This window comes from Cellulomonas carbonis (assembly GCF_014636275.1).
Taxonomy (GTDB): domain Bacteria; phylum Actinomycetota; class Actinomycetes; order Actinomycetales; family Cellulomonadaceae; genus Actinotalea; species Actinotalea carbonis.
This window is the reverse complement of record NZ_BMEB01000002.1, coordinates 967,335-983,966: the sequence shown is the minus strand read 5'-3', so window position 1 is coordinate 983,966 and position 16,632 is coordinate 967,335. Positions and strand designations below refer to the sequence as shown.

General features: G+C 73.6%; 14 protein-coding genes. 5 read left to right on the top strand and 9 right to left on the bottom strand.

The window, feature by feature from the left end:
* Positions 1 to 18: 18 nt before the first annotated feature.
* Entirely contained in the window at positions 19 to 1,656 is a 1,638-nt protein-coding gene (locus tag IEV86_RS09720) for a GH39 family glycosyl hydrolase (RefSeq protein WP_052425779.1), read from the bottom strand.
* A gap of 189 nt (positions 1,657 to 1,845) precedes the next feature.
* Between IEV86_RS09720 and IEV86_RS09715 the strand changes: the two genes are divergently transcribed.
* Positions 1,846 to 2,886, top strand: coding sequence for a LacI family DNA-binding transcriptional regulator (locus IEV86_RS09715; RefSeq protein ID WP_043602236.1), 1,041 nt, complete (start codon positions 1,846 to 1,848; stop codon positions 2,884 to 2,886).
* 30 nt (positions 2,887 to 2,916) lie between these two features.
* Here the strand turns inward: IEV86_RS09715 and IEV86_RS09710 are convergent, their stop codons facing one another.
* Positions 2,917 to 4,044, bottom strand: coding sequence for a LacI family DNA-binding transcriptional regulator (locus tag IEV86_RS09710; protein WP_043602235.1), 1,128 nt, complete (start codon positions 4,042 to 4,044; stop codon positions 2,917 to 2,919).
* A 214-nt stretch (positions 4,045 to 4,258) separates the two neighbouring features.
* On the opposite strand from IEV86_RS09710, the gene IEV86_RS09705 reads away from it, so the two are divergent.
* From IEV86_RS09705 to IEV86_RS09695, 3 genes are read left to right on the top strand one after another with little or no spacing between them, the layout of a single operon-like run.
* Positions 4,259 to 6,238: a right-handed parallel beta-helix repeat-containing protein gene (locus IEV86_RS09705; RefSeq protein ID WP_043602233.1), complete on the top strand. Its 1,980-nt coding sequence runs from the start codon at positions 4,259 to 4,261 to the stop codon at positions 6,236 to 6,238.
* A 5-nt stretch (positions 6,239 to 6,243) separates the two neighbouring features.
* Positions 6,244 to 7,134 carry a dihydrodipicolinate synthase family protein gene (locus tag IEV86_RS09700; protein ID WP_043602231.1) on the top strand — a complete coding sequence of 297 codons (891 nt, stop codon included), beginning with the start codon at positions 6,244 to 6,246 and terminating at the stop codon, positions 7,132 to 7,134.
* A 2-nt stretch (positions 7,135 to 7,136) separates the two neighbouring features.
* Positions 7,137 to 9,128 carry a YjhG/YagF family D-xylonate dehydratase gene (locus IEV86_RS09695; RefSeq protein ID WP_043602229.1) on the top strand — a complete coding sequence of 664 codons (1,992 nt, stop codon included), beginning with the start codon at positions 7,137 to 7,139 and terminating at the stop codon, positions 9,126 to 9,128.
* 127 nt (positions 9,129 to 9,255) lie between these two features.
* On the opposite strand, the gene IEV86_RS09690 is transcribed toward IEV86_RS09695, so the two are convergent.
* The 4 genes from IEV86_RS09690 to IEV86_RS09675 form a co-directional block, all read right to left on the bottom strand.
* Positions 9,256 to 11,388, bottom strand: coding sequence for an alpha/beta hydrolase (locus IEV86_RS09690; protein ID WP_043602294.1), 2,133 nt, complete (start codon positions 11,386 to 11,388; stop codon positions 9,256 to 9,258).
* A 346-nt stretch (positions 11,389 to 11,734) separates the two neighbouring features.
* Entirely contained in the window at positions 11,735 to 12,553 is an 819-nt protein-coding gene (locus IEV86_RS09685; RefSeq protein ID WP_052425777.1) for a GGDEF domain-containing protein, read from the bottom strand.
* Positions 12,550 to 12,957, bottom strand: a complete 408-nt coding sequence (locus tag IEV86_RS09680; protein WP_052425776.1) for a DUF7793 family protein — start codon at positions 12,955 to 12,957, stop codon at positions 12,550 to 12,552. The genes IEV86_RS09685 and IEV86_RS09680 overlap by 4 nt, the downstream gene beginning before the upstream one ends.
* A gap of 197 nt (positions 12,958 to 13,154) precedes the next feature.
* Entirely contained in the window at positions 13,155 to 13,343 is a 189-nt protein-coding gene (locus IEV86_RS09675) for a hypothetical protein (protein ID WP_229734582.1), read from the bottom strand.
* Between IEV86_RS09675 and IEV86_RS09670 the strand changes: the two genes are divergently transcribed.
* Entirely contained in the window at positions 13,333 to 13,758 is a 426-nt protein-coding gene (locus tag IEV86_RS09670; RefSeq protein WP_043602227.1) for a winged helix-turn-helix transcriptional regulator, read from the top strand. The genes IEV86_RS09675 and IEV86_RS09670 overlap by 11 nt on opposite strands.
* Here the strand turns inward: IEV86_RS09670 and IEV86_RS09665 are convergent.
* From IEV86_RS09665 to IEV86_RS09655, 3 genes are all read right to left on the bottom strand, one after another.
* Positions 13,755 to 14,078, bottom strand: coding sequence for a PGPGW domain-containing protein (locus IEV86_RS09665; RefSeq protein ID WP_052425775.1), 324 nt, complete (start codon positions 14,076 to 14,078; stop codon positions 13,755 to 13,757). The genes IEV86_RS09670 and IEV86_RS09665 overlap by 4 nt on opposite strands.
* 83 nt (positions 14,079 to 14,161) lie before the next feature.
* Complete coding sequence (locus tag IEV86_RS09660) at positions 14,162 to 15,196, bottom strand: aldo/keto reductase (RefSeq protein WP_043602225.1); 1,035 nt, start codon at positions 15,194 to 15,196, stop codon at positions 14,162 to 14,164.
* A gap of 119 nt (positions 15,197 to 15,315) precedes the next feature.
* On the bottom strand, positions 15,316 to 16,629 hold the full coding sequence (locus IEV86_RS09655) for a PP2C family protein-serine/threonine phosphatase (protein ID WP_052425774.1): 1,314 nt from the start codon (positions 16,627 to 16,629) through the stop codon (positions 15,316 to 15,318).
* Positions 16,630 to 16,632 lie beyond the last annotated feature (3 nt).

Sequence of the window (16,632 nt, the reverse complement as noted above, 5' to 3'; positions counted from 1 at the left end):
GGTGCGTGGTCGGGTGGGTCAGGGGGTGGCGGCCGGCGCGACCGAGGCGACGGCCCACGGGGCGAGGTCGAGGTCGATCGTCAGGACGCCGGCCGCGTCGACGGCGAGGGTGCGTCGGTCGAGGTCGTCGGCGACCCGCTTGAGGTCGGCGACGTCCTGCCGCGAGAGGTTGAGCGGCTCCCCCATCCGGTGCCACGCCTCGGCGACGTTGCCGTGGTCGGTGTCGAGGACCTCGACGTCGTACACCGCGCCCGGGGTGAGCCCGGCGACCGTGTGCGTGATGCGGCGGGCCGGGCCCTCGTCGGCGTGGCGGCGCGCGTCCGCGTAGCTCGTCGCGCCGCCGACCGACCTCGTGCCCATCGAGTCGGGGTAGTTGAAGAACACGGCCGCGACGGCGTCGTCGTCCGTGCGGGTGATGACGCCGTGCTCGGTCTGCAGCGCGATGGTGCGCCCGAGGCGGTTGAGCATCGCCATCGCGTGGAACGTGGGCTTGTGGATGCCCTGCTCGTTGACGAACCCGAACCCGCCGTGGAACGGGCCGATCCCGCCGCCGCCCTCCTCGAACACGTCGGTGAACGTCCAGTAGGAGATCGAGTCGGCGAGGTCCTGGCACTGCAGGAACGCCCGCGCGATGTACGTCGCCGCGAACACCGTGTCGTGCATGTGGTCGCGGCTGGACGGTGACGTCGACCACTCGGTGATGTGCAGCTCGGCGTCGGGGTACGGGCTCGAGGCGATGATCTTGCGCAGCGCCTCGAGGTCGTGCAGCGTCGCGTCGCGGTTGCGGCTGATCGGGCGGCCCACGCCCTGCGTGTCGTACGCGTAGTCCGTCGGGTACAGGTGCGTCGACAGGAAGTCGATCGGCAGGTCGCGCTCGGCGCAGTAGTCGATGAGCTCGCGGATCCACACGGGCTTCCAGGGCAGCACGTCCGGGTCGGGCGCCTCCGCGGTCGCGGACTCGACGGACCGGTCGTGCGACTCGCCGTCGTACCGGGCGTCGGGGACGAAGACCGACGACGACGGGCCGCCGACCTTGAGCCCGGGGTCGATCGCCTTGATGGCCCGCGCCGTCGCCTCGTACAGCTCGAAGTACTCGGTCCGCGTGCCGGTCCAGAAGTGCGGCACGAGGTTCGGCTCGTTCCAGACCTCGAAGGGCCAGCGGCGCACCTCCTCGATCCCGTAGCGCTCGACCCAGTGCTCGACCGTCGCGGTGACCAGCCGCACCCACGCGCCCATGTCCGTGGGCGGGCTGCAGTGCGCCTTCCACCAGAAGAGCGTCTCGGTCTGCGTCGCGAGCTCGCGCGGCATGAAGCCGAGCTCGACGAAGGGCCGGGCGCCGGCGTCGAGGATCGCGTCGAAGACCTTGTCCACGTACGCGAACGTGTGGACGGGCTGCGGCAGCGGCGTGGCGGGCCCGAAGCCCCCGCCGTTCGAGGCGCGGTAGACGAACATGTCGTCGTGGAAGACGCCGTGGAACCGCACGTAGCGGGCCCCGAGGACCTGGACGGCCTCGCGGAAGTGCTCCTGCCAGTCGACGCGCAGCGCCTCGTTGGCGCGGCCGGCGCCGAGGCACTCGTTCCAGACGTGCCGCAGCGCCTGACCGGCCGGGGCACGGCCGTCGATCAGTAGCGTTGACGGTGACGCGTCGACAGACATCAGGACCTCCGTTGGTCAGCGGGACCCGCTCCTGTGCGGGCCCCACGTTCCGAAACTATTTCGCAACGTGTATCGTGAGCCGACAGTAGGGCGCGGTGCTCGTATTTGGCTAGAGGGTGTACGCAATTCGGCGAGCGAGCAGGGTCGGGGGCGCGCCGAAGTCGAAACAGTTTCGTCAGGAGAGTGGACATGACCGGAGAGCCGGCCCAGCGCCGGGCCACGCTGGCGGACGTCGCGGCAGCCGCCGGGGTCTCCAAGGCGACCGTCTCCAAGGCGCTCAACGGCCGCGACGACGTCTCCGCGGCGACCCGCGAGCGCGTCCTGGCCGCCGTCACCGAGGTCGGCTACCGGCCGACGACGACGTCCGCGTCCACCTCGACGCGGCGGGCCCTCACGGTCGTCTTCGACATCCCCGCGTCGCCGTACATCATGGGCGTCCTCCAGGGCGTGCTCGCCGCCGCGACCGACCGGCACGTCGACCTGCTCACGCGACTGGCCCCGGACCGCGCGTCACGCACGCAGCGGGCCGTCGCCCGCGAGTGGGTCGCCGACCAGAGCGCCGTCGGCGTCGTCGGCATCATCGGGCTCACGCTGTCCGAGCCCGACGGGCTCATCCACGCCGCGAGCGACGCGGCCCTGCCCTTCGTCATCGTCGACCCGGTGGACACGCGCCACCGCCGCATGGTGAGCGTCGGGTCGAGCAACTGGGCCGGGGCGCGCACGGCGACCGAGCACCTCATCGGCCTCGGCCACCGACGGATCGCGTGCATCTGCGGCCCCGAGGCGTCCGACGCCGCGCGCGACCGGCTCTACGGCTACCAGGCGGCGCTCGACGCCGCGGGGATCGAGGTCGACCCCGCCCTCATCCGGTCCGACCAGTTCGACGTCGCGTCGGGCGCCCGGCACGCGCGTGACCTCCTCACGTCGAGCCGTCCGCCCACCGCGATCATGGCCGCCGACGACGAGATCGCCGTCGGCGTGCTCGCGACCGCCCACGCGCTCGGCATCCGCGTACCCGGGCAGCTCAGCGTCGTCGGCTTCGACGACACGCCGCAGGCGGCCTGGACGACGCCGCCGCTCACGACCGTCCACCAGCACCTCGAAGGGATGGGCCGGATGGCCGTCGAGACCGTGCTCGCGATGGCGGACGGGCGCCGTCCCGCGTCGCGGCACGTCGAGCTCGCGACGTCGCTCACGGTCCGCGAGAGCACGGCCGCCGCGCCGCGGTGACGCGACCGGGCCCGCGCCCCGCGCTGCGGTTCAGGCCCCGGCAGGCGCAGCTGACGGGGCCGCGGTCGAGTCGCGGACGACGAGCGTCGTCGCGAGCTCCACGTGGTGGGAGTCGACCCGCTCACCGCGCGCCAGCTGCAGGAGCGTGCGCAGCGCGACACGCCCCATCTCCGCGACGGGCTGCCGCACGGTCGTGAGCGCGGGCACCGACGACACGGCCGCGGAGCTGTCGTCGAACCCCACGACGGACAGGTCCTGCGGGACGCGCAGCCCGTGCCGCTGCGCCGATGCGAGCACCCCGAGCGCGATCGAGTCGGACGCCGCGAAGACCGCCGTCGGACGGTCGGTGCGGTCGAGCAGCTCGTCGGCCATCGCGACGCCCGCCTCGAAGGTGTGCGCCCGCGAGCGCACGAGGGCCTCGTCCGCCTCGACGCCGGCCGTCCGCAGCGTGCTCAGGTAGCCCTGGAGGCGCTCGGCAGAGGGCTGGAACGTCGGGCCACCGCCGGCGAACGCGATGCGACGGTGGCCGAGGTCCAGCAGGTGCCGGGTGGCCTGCACACCACCGGAGAAGTTGGCCGACCCGACCGAGACCGTGGAGTCGTCGAGCGGGTTGGCGGGGTCGACGTGCACGACGGCGACGCCGTGCGCGCGCAGGAGGCGGTGCTGCTCGGCGGTCGGCTCGGAGGTGACGAGGACGACGCCGACGCGGCCCCGCGCCGCCTGGCGGCGGATCCACGCGGGCGAGAGGGGTGCGGTCCCGCCAGCGGTTCCCGGCGCGGTGCCGACCGAGGTGCCGGCCGAGGTACCGACGGAGGCGCTTCCCGAGGTGCCGCGCTCGCTCCCCCGGACGTCGAGCACGTCCACCACGACCTCGACGCCGTGCTCCCGCGCCGAGGCGAGGACGCCCTCGAGCACGCGCATCGCGTAGGTGTCCGCGAGTGTGCGGAAGACCACCGTCGCGGTGCGGACCGCCGTGCCGGCGCGGGGGCCGGTCGTCGGCGCGTACCCGAGCCGCTCCATCGCCTCCTCGACGCGGCGCCGCGTCCCGGCGGAGATGTTCGGCCGCGCGTTGAGCACCTTCGACGCGGTCGAGGTCGAGACACCCGCCTCGGCGGCGACCTGCTCGAGCGTGGGGCGACGACGGCTGGTCCCTGGCACGAGCCCACCGTAGCGGAAACTTTTTCCTCGGCGTCGAGCGCGGCGACGACGCCCTCGGCAGCCCTTCTCACGCTCGGACGACACTTCCCATCGCCCGCAGCGCCGTCTATCGTCACCCGAGACGCGAGACCGCGACGAAAGACTTTCCTCCCGGGCCGCCGTCGGACGACGTCGTCCGAGTGCGCCCCGGGCCCCCGACCGGAGGACGCCCCCCGTGACCACGTTCCACGTCGCCGTGACCGGCTCCGACCGGGCCGACGGGACCCGCGACGCCCCGTTCCGCACGATCAACCGGGCCGCACGCGCGGCGATGCCGGGCGACACCGTCCAGGTGCACGAGGGCACGTACCGCGAGTGGGTGCGGCCGGTGCGCGGCGGCGTGAGCGACGACCGTCGGATCACCTTCGAGGCGGCACCCGGCGAGCACGTCGCCATCAAGGGCTCCGAGGTCGTGACCGGCTGGGTGCGCGACGAGGGCACGGTGTGGCGGGTCGACGTGCCGAACACGCTGTTCGGGGACCTCAACCCGTTCGCCGAGCCCGTCGCCGGCGACTGGCTGCACCCCGGGCCGGGCGGCACCGTCGCCCACCGCGGCGACGTCTACCTCAACGGGCGGTCCTTCCACGAGGTGCACGACCGCGCCGCGGTCCTGGCGCCCGAGCGCCGCACCCGCACGCGCTACCCGTGGACCGCGCTCGACACCGAGCTCGTCGTCCCGGACCGGACCGTGCACGTGTGGTTCGCGGAGGTGTCCGACGACGTCACGACGATCTGGGCGAACTTCGCCGACGCCGACCCCAACGCCGAGCTGGTCGAGATCAACGTGCGCCCGGCGGTCTTCTACCCCGAGCGCAGCCACCTCGACTGGATCACCGTCCGGGGCTTCGAGCTCGCGCAGGCCGCGACGCCGTGGACGCCGCCGACGGCGGACCAGCCGGGCCTGATCGGCCCGAACTGGGCGAAGGGCTGGGTCATCGAGGACAACCTCATCCGCGACTCGAAGTGCTCGGGCGTCTCGCTCGGCAAGAACGCCGCGACCGGGGACAACTTCGCGCACGAGCGGGGGGACAAGCCCGGCTACCAGTACCAGATCGAGGCCGTCTTCACGGCGTCCCACCAGGGCTGGGACCGCGAGCACGTCGGCTCGCACGTCGTGCGCCGCAACGAGATCCGCGACTGCGGCCAGAACGGCGTCGTCGGCCACCTGGGCTGCGTGTTCTCGACGATCGCCGACAACCACATCCACCACATCGGGACCAAGCACGAGTTCTACGGCTACGAGATCGGCGGCATCAAGCTGCACGCCCCGATCGACGTCGAGGTCGTGCACAACCGGATCCACGACACGACGCTCGGCATCTGGCTCGACTGGCAGGTCCAGGGCACGCGGATCAGCCGGAACGTGCTGTACCGCAACCTGCGCGACCTGTTCGTCGAGGTCAGCCACGGCCCGGCGACCATCGACCACAACGTGCTCGCGTCCCCCATCGCGATCGAGCTGTTCAGCCAGGGCAACGCGTTCGTCAACAACCTCGTGCTCGGCGCGGTGCGGATGCAGCCCGTGCTGGACCGCGCGACGCCGTACCACCTGCCCCACTCGACGCAGGTCGCGGGGTACGCGTTCGTCTACGCGGGCGACGACCGGTACGTCGGCAACCTCTTCGTCGGCGCGCGCGGCGGGGTGTACGGCCCGGAGGCGCCGCTCGTCCTCGAGGGGTTCCCGCCCGAGTCGTTCGGGACGCACGCCTACGACGGCTTCCCGGCGTCGTGGGAGGAGTACCAGCAGCGCGTCGGGTCGCCCGGCGGCGCGGGCGACCACTCGCGCTTCCACCACGAGCACCAGCCCGCGTACGTGCGGGCCAACGCCTACGCGGACGGCGCACGCCCCGCCGCGCACGAGGCGGACGCGGTCACCGTGACGGAGGCCGCCGTCGTCCGCGTCGTCGACGACGGCGCCGAGGTGCACCTCGAGCTCGACCTCCCGGCCGCGCTCACGACCCCGTCGACCCCGGTGGTCACGGGCGCCGACCTCGGGCGCGTGCGCATCGCCGCCGCGGGGTTCGAGGACCGCGACGGGTCGCCCGTCGTCGCCGACGTCGACCTCGTCGGGACCCGCAAGGAGCCCGGAACCCCCTACCCGCCCGGGCCGCTCGCGGCGCTCGACGGCGGCACGTCCCGAGTCAGGATCTGGTGAGCCCGATGGCGACCTACTACGCACCGGCCGTCACGGCCTTCGACGCCGACGGCGGCCTGGACCGCGACGGCAGCGTGGCGGTCTGGGACCACATCCTCGGCGGCGGCGTCGACGGGATCGTCCTCATGGGCAGCACGGGCGAGTTCTTCTCGATGCGACCCGAGGACAAGCGCGAGCTCATCGACCTCGCCGTCGAGCACGTGGCCTCGCGCGGGGACCTCGTGGTCGGCACGTCGTGCCTGCGGGTCGACGACACCGTCGAGCTCAGCCGCTACGCGATCGACGCGGGCGCGCACGCCGTCATCGTCATCAGCCCGTTCTACTTCGCGCTCGACGACACGAGCATCGAGGCCTACTTCTCCGCCGTCGCGGGTCAGGTCGACGGCGACGTCTACCTCTACAACTTCCCGGCGCGCACGGGGCACGACCTCAGCGCCGAGGTGACGCGCAACCTCCTGCGTCGGCACCCGAACGTCGTCGGCTACAAGGACACCGTGCTCGACGTCGGCCACACGCGTCGCCTCCTCACCGAGCTGCTGCCGGAGTTCCCCGCGTTCCGGGTGCTCGCGGGCTTCGACGAGAACCTCCACCACGTCGTCACCTCCGGGGGCGCCGGGGCGATCGGCGGGCTCGCGAACCTCTACCCCGAGATCTGCGCCGCGTACGCGCGCGCGGTCGACGGCGGCGACGCGGCCGCCATCGCGGCGCAGCAGCGCCGGATCGACGTGCTCATGGGGCTGTACTCGCTGGCGACGCCCTTCTTCCCGCTGCTCAAGGAGGGCATGATCCGGCGCGGTGTGGCGCTCGAGCGGCACTGCACTCCCCCGCATCACGCAGCGACGCCCGAGCAGGCGGACGCGCTCGCCGCGCTCATGGCCCGGGTCGAGGCGATGTAGCGGTGTCCTGGGAGTCGCTGCTCGAGCCGCACGACGGCATCTACGCGGTCCGGACGCAGGCCCCGGGACCGGAGGGCCGGCTGCCGCTGACCCCGGAGCTGCTGCGCGACGAGCCCAGCGGGACGGTCTTCGGGATGACCCAGAACGCGGGCATGGGCTGGCCGCGGGCCAACATGCTCGGGCCGCAGGTCATGATCGTCTCGACGGCGGGCGGGCTGCGGTCCGACGACGGGCGGCCGGTCGCGCTCGGCCTGCACTCGGGGCACTTCGAGCTGAGCGGCCAGGTGCAGGCCGCCGCGGAGACGATCGCGGGGGCCGGCGGGATGCCGTTCGCGACGTACGTGAGCGACCCGTGCGACGGCCGGTCGCAGGGCACGACGGCGATGTTCGACTCGCTGCCGTACCGCAACGACGCCGCCGTCGTCATGCGACGCCTGATCCGGTCGCTGCCGACGCGCTCGGCGGTGATCGGCGTCGCGACCTGCGACAAGGGCCTGCCCGCGACGATGATGGCGCTCGCGTCGCAGCGCGACCTCCCGACGGTGCTGGTGCCCGGCGGCGTGACGCTCCCGCCCGTGCAGGGCGAGGACCTCGCGCGCGTCCAGACGCTCGGCGCGCGGTTCGCCAACGACGAGCTGTCGCTCGCGGACGCCTCGGAGCTCGGCTGCCGCGCGTGCGCGTCGCCCGGCGGCGGGTGCCACTTCCTCGGGACGGCGGGGACCAGCCAGGTGATCGCCGAGGCCCTCGGGCTCGCGCTGCCGCACTCGGCGCTCGCGCCGTCGGGTGAGCCGGTGTGGGAGGAGATGGCGCGGCAGTCGGCGCTGGCCGTCCTGCGGCAGCGGTCGCTCGGTGTGACGACCGAGGACGTCCTGACCGACGCGGCGATCGAGAACGCGATGGCGGTCCACGCCGCCGTCGGCGGGTCCACCAACCTGCTGCTGCACCTGCCCGCGATCGCGCACGCCGCGGGCCTGCGCGTGCCGACCGTCGACGACTGGGTGCGCGTCAACAAGGCCGTGCCGCGCATCGTCAGCGTCCTGCCCAACGGGCCGGTGCAGCATCCGACGGTGCGGATGTTCCTCGCGGGCGGGACGCCGGAGGTCATGCTCCACCTGCGCGACCTCGGCGTGCTGCACCTCGAGGCGCTCACCGCGACCGGCGAGAGCCTCGGCACGGTGCTCGACTGGTGGGAGGGTTCCGAGCGTCGGGCGCGCATGAAGCAGGTGCTCCTCGAGCAGCAGGGCGTCGAGGCCGACGACGTCATCATGGCCCCGGAGGCCGCGCGACGCCGGGGGCTGACGCCGACGGCGACCTTCCCGGTGGGCAACCTCGCGCCCGAGGGGTCGGTCATCAAGTCGACCGCGATCGACCCGTCGCGGATCGTCGACGGCGTCTTCCACCACGTCGGGCCCGCCCGCGTGTTCACGTCCGAGGCGGCCGCGATCGCCGCCATCAAGGCGCGCGAGGTCGCACCGGGTGACGTCATGGTGCTCATGGGCGGCGGGCCGCTCGGCACCGGAATGGAGGAGACGTACCAGGTCACGTCGGCGCTGAAGTACCTGAGCTACGGCAAGGAGATCTCGCTCGTCACCGACGCGCGGTTCTCCGGGGTGTCGACCGGGGCGTGCATCGGGCACGTCGGGCCGGAGGCGCTGGCGGGCGGGCCGATCGGCAGGCTGCGCGACGGGGACGTCGTGGAGATCCGGATCGACGTCGACGCGCTCGAGGGGACGGTCGACTACGTCGGCGACGCCGGGGGCCGGGTGAGCCCCGAGGAGGGCGCGCGCGTCCTCGCTGCGCGGTCGCCGCACCCGGACCTCGCGCCCCATGCCGCGTTGCCCGACGACACCCGGCTGTGGGCCGCGCTCCAGGCGGCCAGCGGCGGGACGTGGGCCGGTTGCGTGTACGACGCCGACCGGATCCTCGAGGCGCTGCGGGCCGGGGTCGAGGTGCTGCGGGCCGGCGTCGAGGCGCTGGGGGGCGACGGCGCGTAGCCGTCGGACCGGACCCGGGCCTCTCGCTCAGCAGGCCGCCCCGTCCCGGCCGGGTGGCCGACGCCGCACTGCTGCGGCGTCGGCCACCCTCCGTCGCCCTGTCCCCCGACGAGGGCGACGGTCCTGCTCAGCCCTCGGGCGTGAACAGGCGCGGCAGGAAGTCGATCAGGTTGAGCTGCCACGTGTCGAAGCCGTGCGGCCCCGTGGTGGGGCCGTCGAACTCGTGCTCGACGCCGCGCGACTCGAGCATCTCCAGCAGCGACATCGTGAAGGAGTACGTGAAGTCGCTGGTGTCGCCGGTGTACATGCGCGCCAAGGTCGTGCCGGCGTTGACCGCGTCGGCGTCGAACGTCGGCGTGCCGAACACGAACCCGGAGAAGGCGCCGATGTACGCGAACTCACCGGGGTGGGACAGCCACGTGTTGAGCGTGTTCATGGCGCCCAGCGAGAGGCCCGCGAGCGCGCGCTGCTCCGGGTCCGCCGAGACGTGGTACGCCGCCTCGGTGGCCGGGACGATGTTGCCGAACAGTTCGGCCTGGTAGTCCGGCACGTTGCCGTTGGGCATGACGACGACCATCGGCTCGATCTCGCCCTGGAGCGAGAGGTTGTCGAGGATCTGCGGCGCCCGGCCGACCTCGACCCAGTCGCCCCAGCTCTGCCCACCACCGTGGTTGAGGTAGAGCACGGGATAGGCCTCGGCCCGCTCCGGGTCGTAGCCCGGCGGGGTCCACACGTACGCGGAGCGCTCCTCACCGGCGAAGTCGGAGTGGTACGTCAGCACCGACAGGTCGCCGCCGTCGCCCGCGGGCACGTCGGCCAGCAGCCGGTCGTTCTCGCCCGGGACGTACAGCGGGCTGACCCCGGTGAGCGTGTTGACGGTGTCGACGGGGTCCTTGTGGTCGACCCCGTCGACCACGTAGCGGTAGTAGTAGAAGCCGTCCAGCGGGCCGAGGGAGAGACGCCAGCGGTCGCCGACCTTCTCCATCGGGATGCGGAACCACGCACCGTTCGGGGCCCAGTTCCCCCACACGGTGACGTCCTTCGCGTCCGCCCACTGCGTGCCCGTCTCGAACGTGACGATGCCGTTCTCGTCGACGTGCGGGGTCGTGATGGATCCCGGTGCGGGCGGCTCGTACGGGCCGTCGAGCGGCAGGTGCCCGGCCCGCGGGCCGTCGTCGGCGCCCTGCTGGAAGAGCCGCGGGGCGAAGTCGTGGAGCGCCTCGCGCCACGTGTCCCACGTGCCGCCCTGGTCGGGGTCGACGCCGTCGAACTGGTGGCGCACCCCCGCCGCCTCGAGCGTGCGCAGCGCGGCCTCGGTGGCGTCGTAGGCCGGGTCCAGGACGTTGCCCACGTACACGCGCAGCAGGTCCGTCCGTGCGTTGACCCGGTTGACCGTCGCCCTGGTGAGCGGCGCGTCCGGGAGGGCGCCCGAGAACGAGCCGACCGAGCCGAAGCGACCCGGGTCGGCGAGCAGGACGTCCAGGGCGGCCTCGGCGCCCGTGCCGATGCCCGCGACCGCCTGACGGCGACCCTCGTTCGCGACGCGGTAGTCGCGCTCGACGGCCGGCACGAGCGAGTCGACGAGCTCCGCGCGCGGGTCGGCGGTGTTGACGTCCGCCATCACCACGACCATCGGCTCGAGGCTGCCTTCCGCCGCGAGGTTGTCGAGGACCTGCGGGACGCGACCGAGCTCCGTCCACTCCTGGTGGGTCTGGGCCTCGTCCGCGAGGAGGTAGAGCACGGGTGCGGGGCGGCCCCGCTCGCCGTCGTACTCAGGGTGGGTCCAGACCAGCGCCGAGCGGTCGGAACCCGTGACCTCGCTCCGGTACGTGAGCGCGGACACCTCCCCACCGCCGTCGACGTCGGCCATCCACGCGACCTCGGGTCCGGGGACGAAGAACGTGTTCCACTCCGGGTGTGACGTGACCGCGACCGGGCTGCTCGGCTCGCGGAAGGAGACCTTCGCCCGGTCGGCCGTGGTCGCCGTGTAGGTGTAGTAGTACAGGCCCGGCTCCACGGGGCCGAAGCCGCCCTGGTACGCCGATCCGCTCGGGTCCAGGGCCAGGTCCGACCACGTCCCCGCGGGCCCGATGTTGCCCTGGAGCTCCACGACGGACGGGTGGACGCCCACGAGCTCGTGGACCTCCGCCTGCGGAAGCGTGAAGCGGTAGTAGCCCTCGGCGTTCGTGGACACCCAGGCGTCGGGTGCCGGCTCCGCGGCTGCGGCCGGGGTGGCCAGCGCACCGGCGGCCAGCACCATCGTCGCTCCCACCGCCGTCGCGGATGCCCGGCCCCGAGTCGTGCGCGGACCGGCCGGTCCGCTTCGAGTAGTCCTCATCGACTTCCCTTCTCCGATGCCGGCCCGGGCGACGTGTCGCCGCGTCCCGACGTCCCTGGCAGGTTGAGCCAACCTGTCCCCGCAGGTCACGGCCTCGTCGATGCGTGTAAATCGTTTTCCACGACAGCCGCTCTACAGCGATGTAGTTCACGGGGATGCGTCATGCTTGCGGCCGAACGGGTGAACCGTCAAGGGTCTTGATCACGGTACGGACGGACGCCGGAGTGCGATGCCCCGGGCCCGTCAGCCGCGCGACGGCCCGGGCCCGTCAGCCGGGCGACGCCTCCGGCGCGGCCACGCCGACGGACGTCGCCTCGCCCGTCCGGCCCGCGCCGTGGAGCACGCACGCCCCCCGGCCGCTCCGCTTCGCGTCGTACATCGCGGCGTCGGCCGCGGCGACGATCGCGTCGGGGGTCTGCAGCCCGTGGCGTCCGACGGCGACGCCGATGCTGCTCGTCGTGGTGACCCGGTGGGTCCCGAGCTCGTAGGGCGCGCACAGACGCTCGCCGACGCGGCGCGCGACCGCGAGCGCCACGTCGCCGGATGCGACGTCGTCGAGGAGGACGACGAACTCGTCGCCGCCGACGCGGGCGGCCGTGTCGCCGGCTCGCAGCTCACCCCGGATGCGCCGCGCGACCTCCACGAGCAGCTGGTCGCCCGCGGCGTGGCCGAGGGTGTCGTTGACCGCCTTGAAGTCGTCGAGGTCGAGGAAGAGCACCGCGAACGCGGCCCCACGCCGGTCCGCGCGCTCGAGGCGGTGAGCCAGGCGGTCCCAGAAGGCCGTGCGGTTCGCGAGGCCGGTCAGGTCGTCGTGCAGCGCCCGGCGACGCAGCTCCTGGGTCGCGATCGCGAGCTCGGCGGTGCGATCGGCGACGCGGCGCTCGATCTCCTCGTAGGACGCCGCGAGCTCCTCGCCCAGGGCGTTCACGCCGGCGGCCACGGCGTCGACGATGTCGCCCGCGGCACCGACCGTGGCGCGGGCGTCGAACCGGAGTGCGGCCAGCTCCTGGATGACGGCGACGACCTCTCCGAGCCGGCGCTCGAGGTCCGGGGCGGTGTCCGTGCCCGGCACCGGGGTGGTCGTCACACCAGGTGCCCCCTGAGCCACGCGACGGCGGCGACCTCGTCCTCGAAGAGGCGGATCGGCACGTCCGGCCGGCTCACGTTGATGAAGAAGGTCGCCATCATCCGGCTGAGCGGGTTCCCGACGACCAGCGCGACGGCGGCCACGACCTCCTGCCGGCGGATGAACTCCATGCGCGCGGCGCGGTCCTGCGGGCCGGCGTCGGTCGTGTGCACGAGGAGCGGTGCTGCGCGGCCGCCGGTGAGCTCGCTCATCGCGGTGATCACCGCGCGCGCGTCCTCCAGGCCCGACGGGACGTGCGGGGCCCACGCGATCTCGACGACGCCGTCCGGCCGCAGCCAGATGCGGAACTTCTCGCCGGTGATCTCGCCGCGCGCGTCGCTCGTGGGGGTGCGGTGCTCGGACATCGTGGTCGGACCCGTCCCTTCGTTCGGCGGCCCGGCTGACCTCGTGGGTCCCGTGGCGTGGCGTCCCCGCTCACGACGGGTCTGCCCGTCGTGGCTCACGGTTCGTATCGGCCGGGACGGGGGCCCGCGTGAGCAGATCCGATGCGCCCGAGCGGCTGAAAACGCTCGACGCCGCCGGCCCAGCGGCGGTCTCGCCGTCAGTCCAGCACCGCGGTCGCCTCGACCTCGACGAGCACGTCGGGCTCGTACAGCGCCTCGACGCCGATCAGCGACGACGGCGGCAGCGGCGACGGCAGGCCGAGCTCCTCGGCGACACTCGCGACGCCGGCCATGAACGCGCCGATCCGGTCGGGGGTCCACCGGGTGACGTAGAAGGTGAGCCGCACGACGTCGTCGAACGTCGCCCCCGCGCCGTCCGTCGCGCCGCCCGCCCAGCCGTCCGACGAGGACGGCGCGCTCGCGATCAGCGCCCTCCAGCGGGACCTGCTCGGTCAGGTGCTCGACACGTGGTCGGTGCTGGTCCTCGAGCACCTGTGCGGACGGCCGCTGCGTTTCAACGGACTGCGCCGCGCGATCCCTGCGGTCACGCAGAAGTCCCTCACGGCGACGCTGCGCCGCCTCGAGCGCAACGGCATCGTCGAGCGCGCGGTGACCGGCTCCAGGCCCGTCGCGGTCGAGTACCGCATCACGCCGCTCGGCAAGACGCTGCGCGAGCCCGTCGACGCGCTGCTCGCGTGGACGACGGCCCACCTCGCCGAGGTCACCGCGGCGCGCGAACGGTTCGACGACGCCGTCACCTAGGGCGTGTCGCGGCGGGACCCCCACCGGCCGAGCGTCCGGGCGTGGAGTCGGCGCAGCAGGCCGAGCGCCGTCTCCACCCACCTCTTCGCCCACGGGAACTCGGTCCCGAGGATCGCCAGGCCGAGCAGGATCCCCGCGACGCCCGGCCCGGGCAGGACGAGCATCGCGATGCCGGCGGCCACCACGAGCAGCCCGACGACGACGACGCCGATCCGGTACGGCGCGGCCGTCAGCGGGTGCGAGCGGAGGCGGTGGTGCAGGCGGGCGGCACCGCGCCCGGGCCGGGGCGCGGCGCCGTCGTCGTGCGTCTCGGTAGCCATCGTCTGCTCGACGACGGGCGCGTCGGAGAAGTTCCGCGAACGCCCGTCGCGAAGGAGCCGGGCCGGGAGGCGCGGTGCGGCGCTCAGCCGCGTCCGCCCGTGATCGGGCGGTGCCGCTGCTGGACGCCGGCGGTCCCGTACGGGTAGTCGTCGACGCGCGGCGCGCTCGCCTCGGTCAGCCGCGCGATCTCCTCGCCGCTCAGCTCGAGGTCGGCGGCACCCATGTTGTCGGTGAGCTGCTCGACCGTGCGCGCGCCGAGGATCACCGACGTCACCGCCGGCTGGGCGGCGAGCCACGCGAGCGCGACCTGGGACATCGAGCACCCGTGGGCCTCGGCGACCTCGCCGACGGCGTCGATGACGCGCCAGGTGCGCTCGTCGGCGTTGCGCGCCTCCCACGCCTCCATGCCTCGCTTGGGGTTCTCGCCGAGGCGCGTGCTGCCGGTCGGCGGGACGTCGCGCTCGTACTTGCCGCTGAGCCAGCCGCCGGCGAGCGGCGACCACGGCAGGAGCCCGATGCCCGCGTCGAGCGACGCCGGGACGACCTCGTGCTCGATGTCACGCACGAGGAGGTTGTACTGCGGCTGCAGGGTGACCGGCGCGGACCACCCGTGGGCACGCGCGACGTGGACCGCCTTGGTGAGCTGCCAGCCGAGGTAGTTGGAGAAGCCGTAGTAGGAGATCTTCCCGGCGCGCACGGCCTCGTCGAGAAAGCCGAGCGTCTCGTCGACCGGGGTCAGCGCGTCCCAGGCGTGGACCTGGTAGAGGTCGATGTGGTCGACGCCGAGGCGGCGCAGCGAGGCGTCGAGCGCGGTCCGCAGGTGGCGGCGGGACAGCCCGACGTCGTTGGGCCCCTCCCCCATCGGGAAACGGCCCTTGGTCGCGACGACGACCTGCGCGGCCTCCGTCGGGTGGGCGGCGAGCCACCGGCCGATGATCTCCTCCGAGACTCCCGCGCTGTACACGTCCGCAGTGTCGAAGAACGTCCCGCCGTTCTCGACGTAGGCGGTCATGATGTCGCCGGACGTGGCCTCGTCGGCCTCGGCGCCGAACGTCATCGTCCCGAGGGCCTGCGTGGAGACGACCGTCCCCGACCGTCCGAGCGTGCGGTACTGCATGGGGACCTCCGGTGGGTTGGTGCGGGCGCTGGAAGGCGGGCCCGCGTGCGGGCGCCTGCGTACAGGCTGCGTCACCAGGGCGTGCGGGGCGAGCGGGCCGGGCGGCCCGCCCGGCTGCGTCACCGACCGGTCGGCCGCGGGTCGCTCTGGGGGACGTGGAGCACCAGGAGCGTGACGTCGTCGCGGAGCCTCCCCGACGCGAAGGCCTGGACCGCGTCGTCGATCCCCCGCGCGAGCAGGTCGGCCCGGCCGCGGTCGGCGGTCGAGCGCGCCGACCCCGAGGTGGTGACCTCGGTGAGCACGGCGCGCAGCCGCGCCTCGCCGAACAGCGTGATCGCGGCGTCGAGCGGGCGCCCGTCGTCGCCGGCCAGGACCGGCCGCGGTGCGCGGGCTTCGGTGATGCCGTCGGTGTAGAGCACGAGGCTGTCGCCCGGAGCCAGGCCGGCTCGGGCGGCGTCATAGCGGACCCCGTTCACGATGCCGAGCAGCAGGTTCGACGCCCCCACCCCCTCGACGGTGGGTGGAGAACCGTTCGTGGCGCCGCGGACGACCAGGGGCGCGGGATGCCCGGCCGACGCCACGCAGACGGACCACCCGGCGCCGTCCCGCTCGAGGAGCGCGCACACCGCGGTGCAGGTCGCCTCGTGCTCGAGCCCCATCAGCACCGCGTTGACCGTGGCCATCACGTGGGCCGGGTCGGGGTCGACGACGGCGGCCGTCCGCACGGCGTACCGCAGGGCGCCGCTGAGCGACGCGGCGAGCGGGCCCTTCCCCTGGACGTCGCCGATGACGAGCAGCCAGCGCCGTGCGTCGAGCTCGACCACGTCGTAGAAGTCGCCCCCGACGCGCGACGCGGTGTTCGCCGGCCGGTAGATCGCGGCGACGTCGGCGTCCGCGACGACGGGGTGGGCGGGCGGGAGGAGGTCGCGCTGCAGGTCCTCGGCCAGACGCTGGAAGTCGCGCCGGGACTTCGCCAGGGCGTCGCTGAGCTCCTGCTCGGCGGTCACGTCGTCGACGATGACGCACAGTCCCACGACCTCGTCCTCGCGGCGCACCGGGTAGAACGTCGTGCTCCAGTGCCGCACCTGACCGGGCCGGGCCGTCACCTCGCCGGTGAGACGCACGTCGCGCATCGCGACACCGCGGTCCATCACCTGTCGGTAGAACACCTCGGCCTGCGCCCCGACCTCGCCGTTCACCTCGCTCGGCGTGCGCCCGAGCAGCTGGTCGGCCGGCCGCCCGTTCATCTCCTCGAGCACGGCGTTCACCCGGACGTGGCGGAGGTCCCGGTCGAAGATGCCGATCCCGAGCGGCGCGCCCTCGAGCAGGCTGTCGAACTGCGCCAGCACCTCGAGCAGGGCGTCGGTCGATGCCGGGGCGCTCGCGGACGGGCGGGCCGCTGCGCCGTCGTCGTCCCTGGTCTCGGTAGCCATCGC

What these genes read in the sequence shown, in the direction of transcription:
- IEV86_RS09720 (WP_052425779.1), bottom strand. Translation starts at nt 1,656, where the DNA reads ATGTCTGTCGACGCGTCACCGTCAACGCTACTGATCGACGGCCGTGCC.
- IEV86_RS09715 (WP_043602236.1), top strand. Translation starts at nt 1,846, where the DNA reads ATGACCGGAGAGCCGGCCCAGCGCCGGGCCACGCTGGCGGACGTCGCG.
- IEV86_RS09700 (WP_043602231.1), top strand. Translation starts at nt 6,244, where the DNA reads ATGGCGACCTACTACGCACCGGCCGTCACGGCCTTCGACGCCGACGGC.
- IEV86_RS09690 (WP_043602294.1), bottom strand. Translation starts at nt 11,388, where the DNA reads ATGGTGCTGGCCGCCGGTGCGCTGGCCACCCCGGCCGCAGCCGCGGAG.
- IEV86_RS09680 (WP_052425776.1), bottom strand. Translation starts at nt 12,957, where the DNA reads ATGTCCGAGCACCGCACCCCCACGAGCGACGCGCGCGGCGAGATCACC.
- IEV86_RS09665 (WP_052425775.1), bottom strand. Translation starts at nt 14,078, where the DNA reads ATGGCTACCGAGACGCACGACGACGGCGCCGCGCCCCGGCCCGGGCGC.
- IEV86_RS09660 (WP_043602225.1), bottom strand. Translation starts at nt 15,196, where the DNA reads ATGCAGTACCGCACGCTCGGACGGTCGGGGACGGTCGTCTCCACGCAG.
- IEV86_RS09655 (WP_052425774.1), bottom strand. Translation starts at nt 16,629, where the DNA reads ATGGCTACCGAGACCAGGGACGACGACGGCGCAGCGGCCCGCCCGTCC.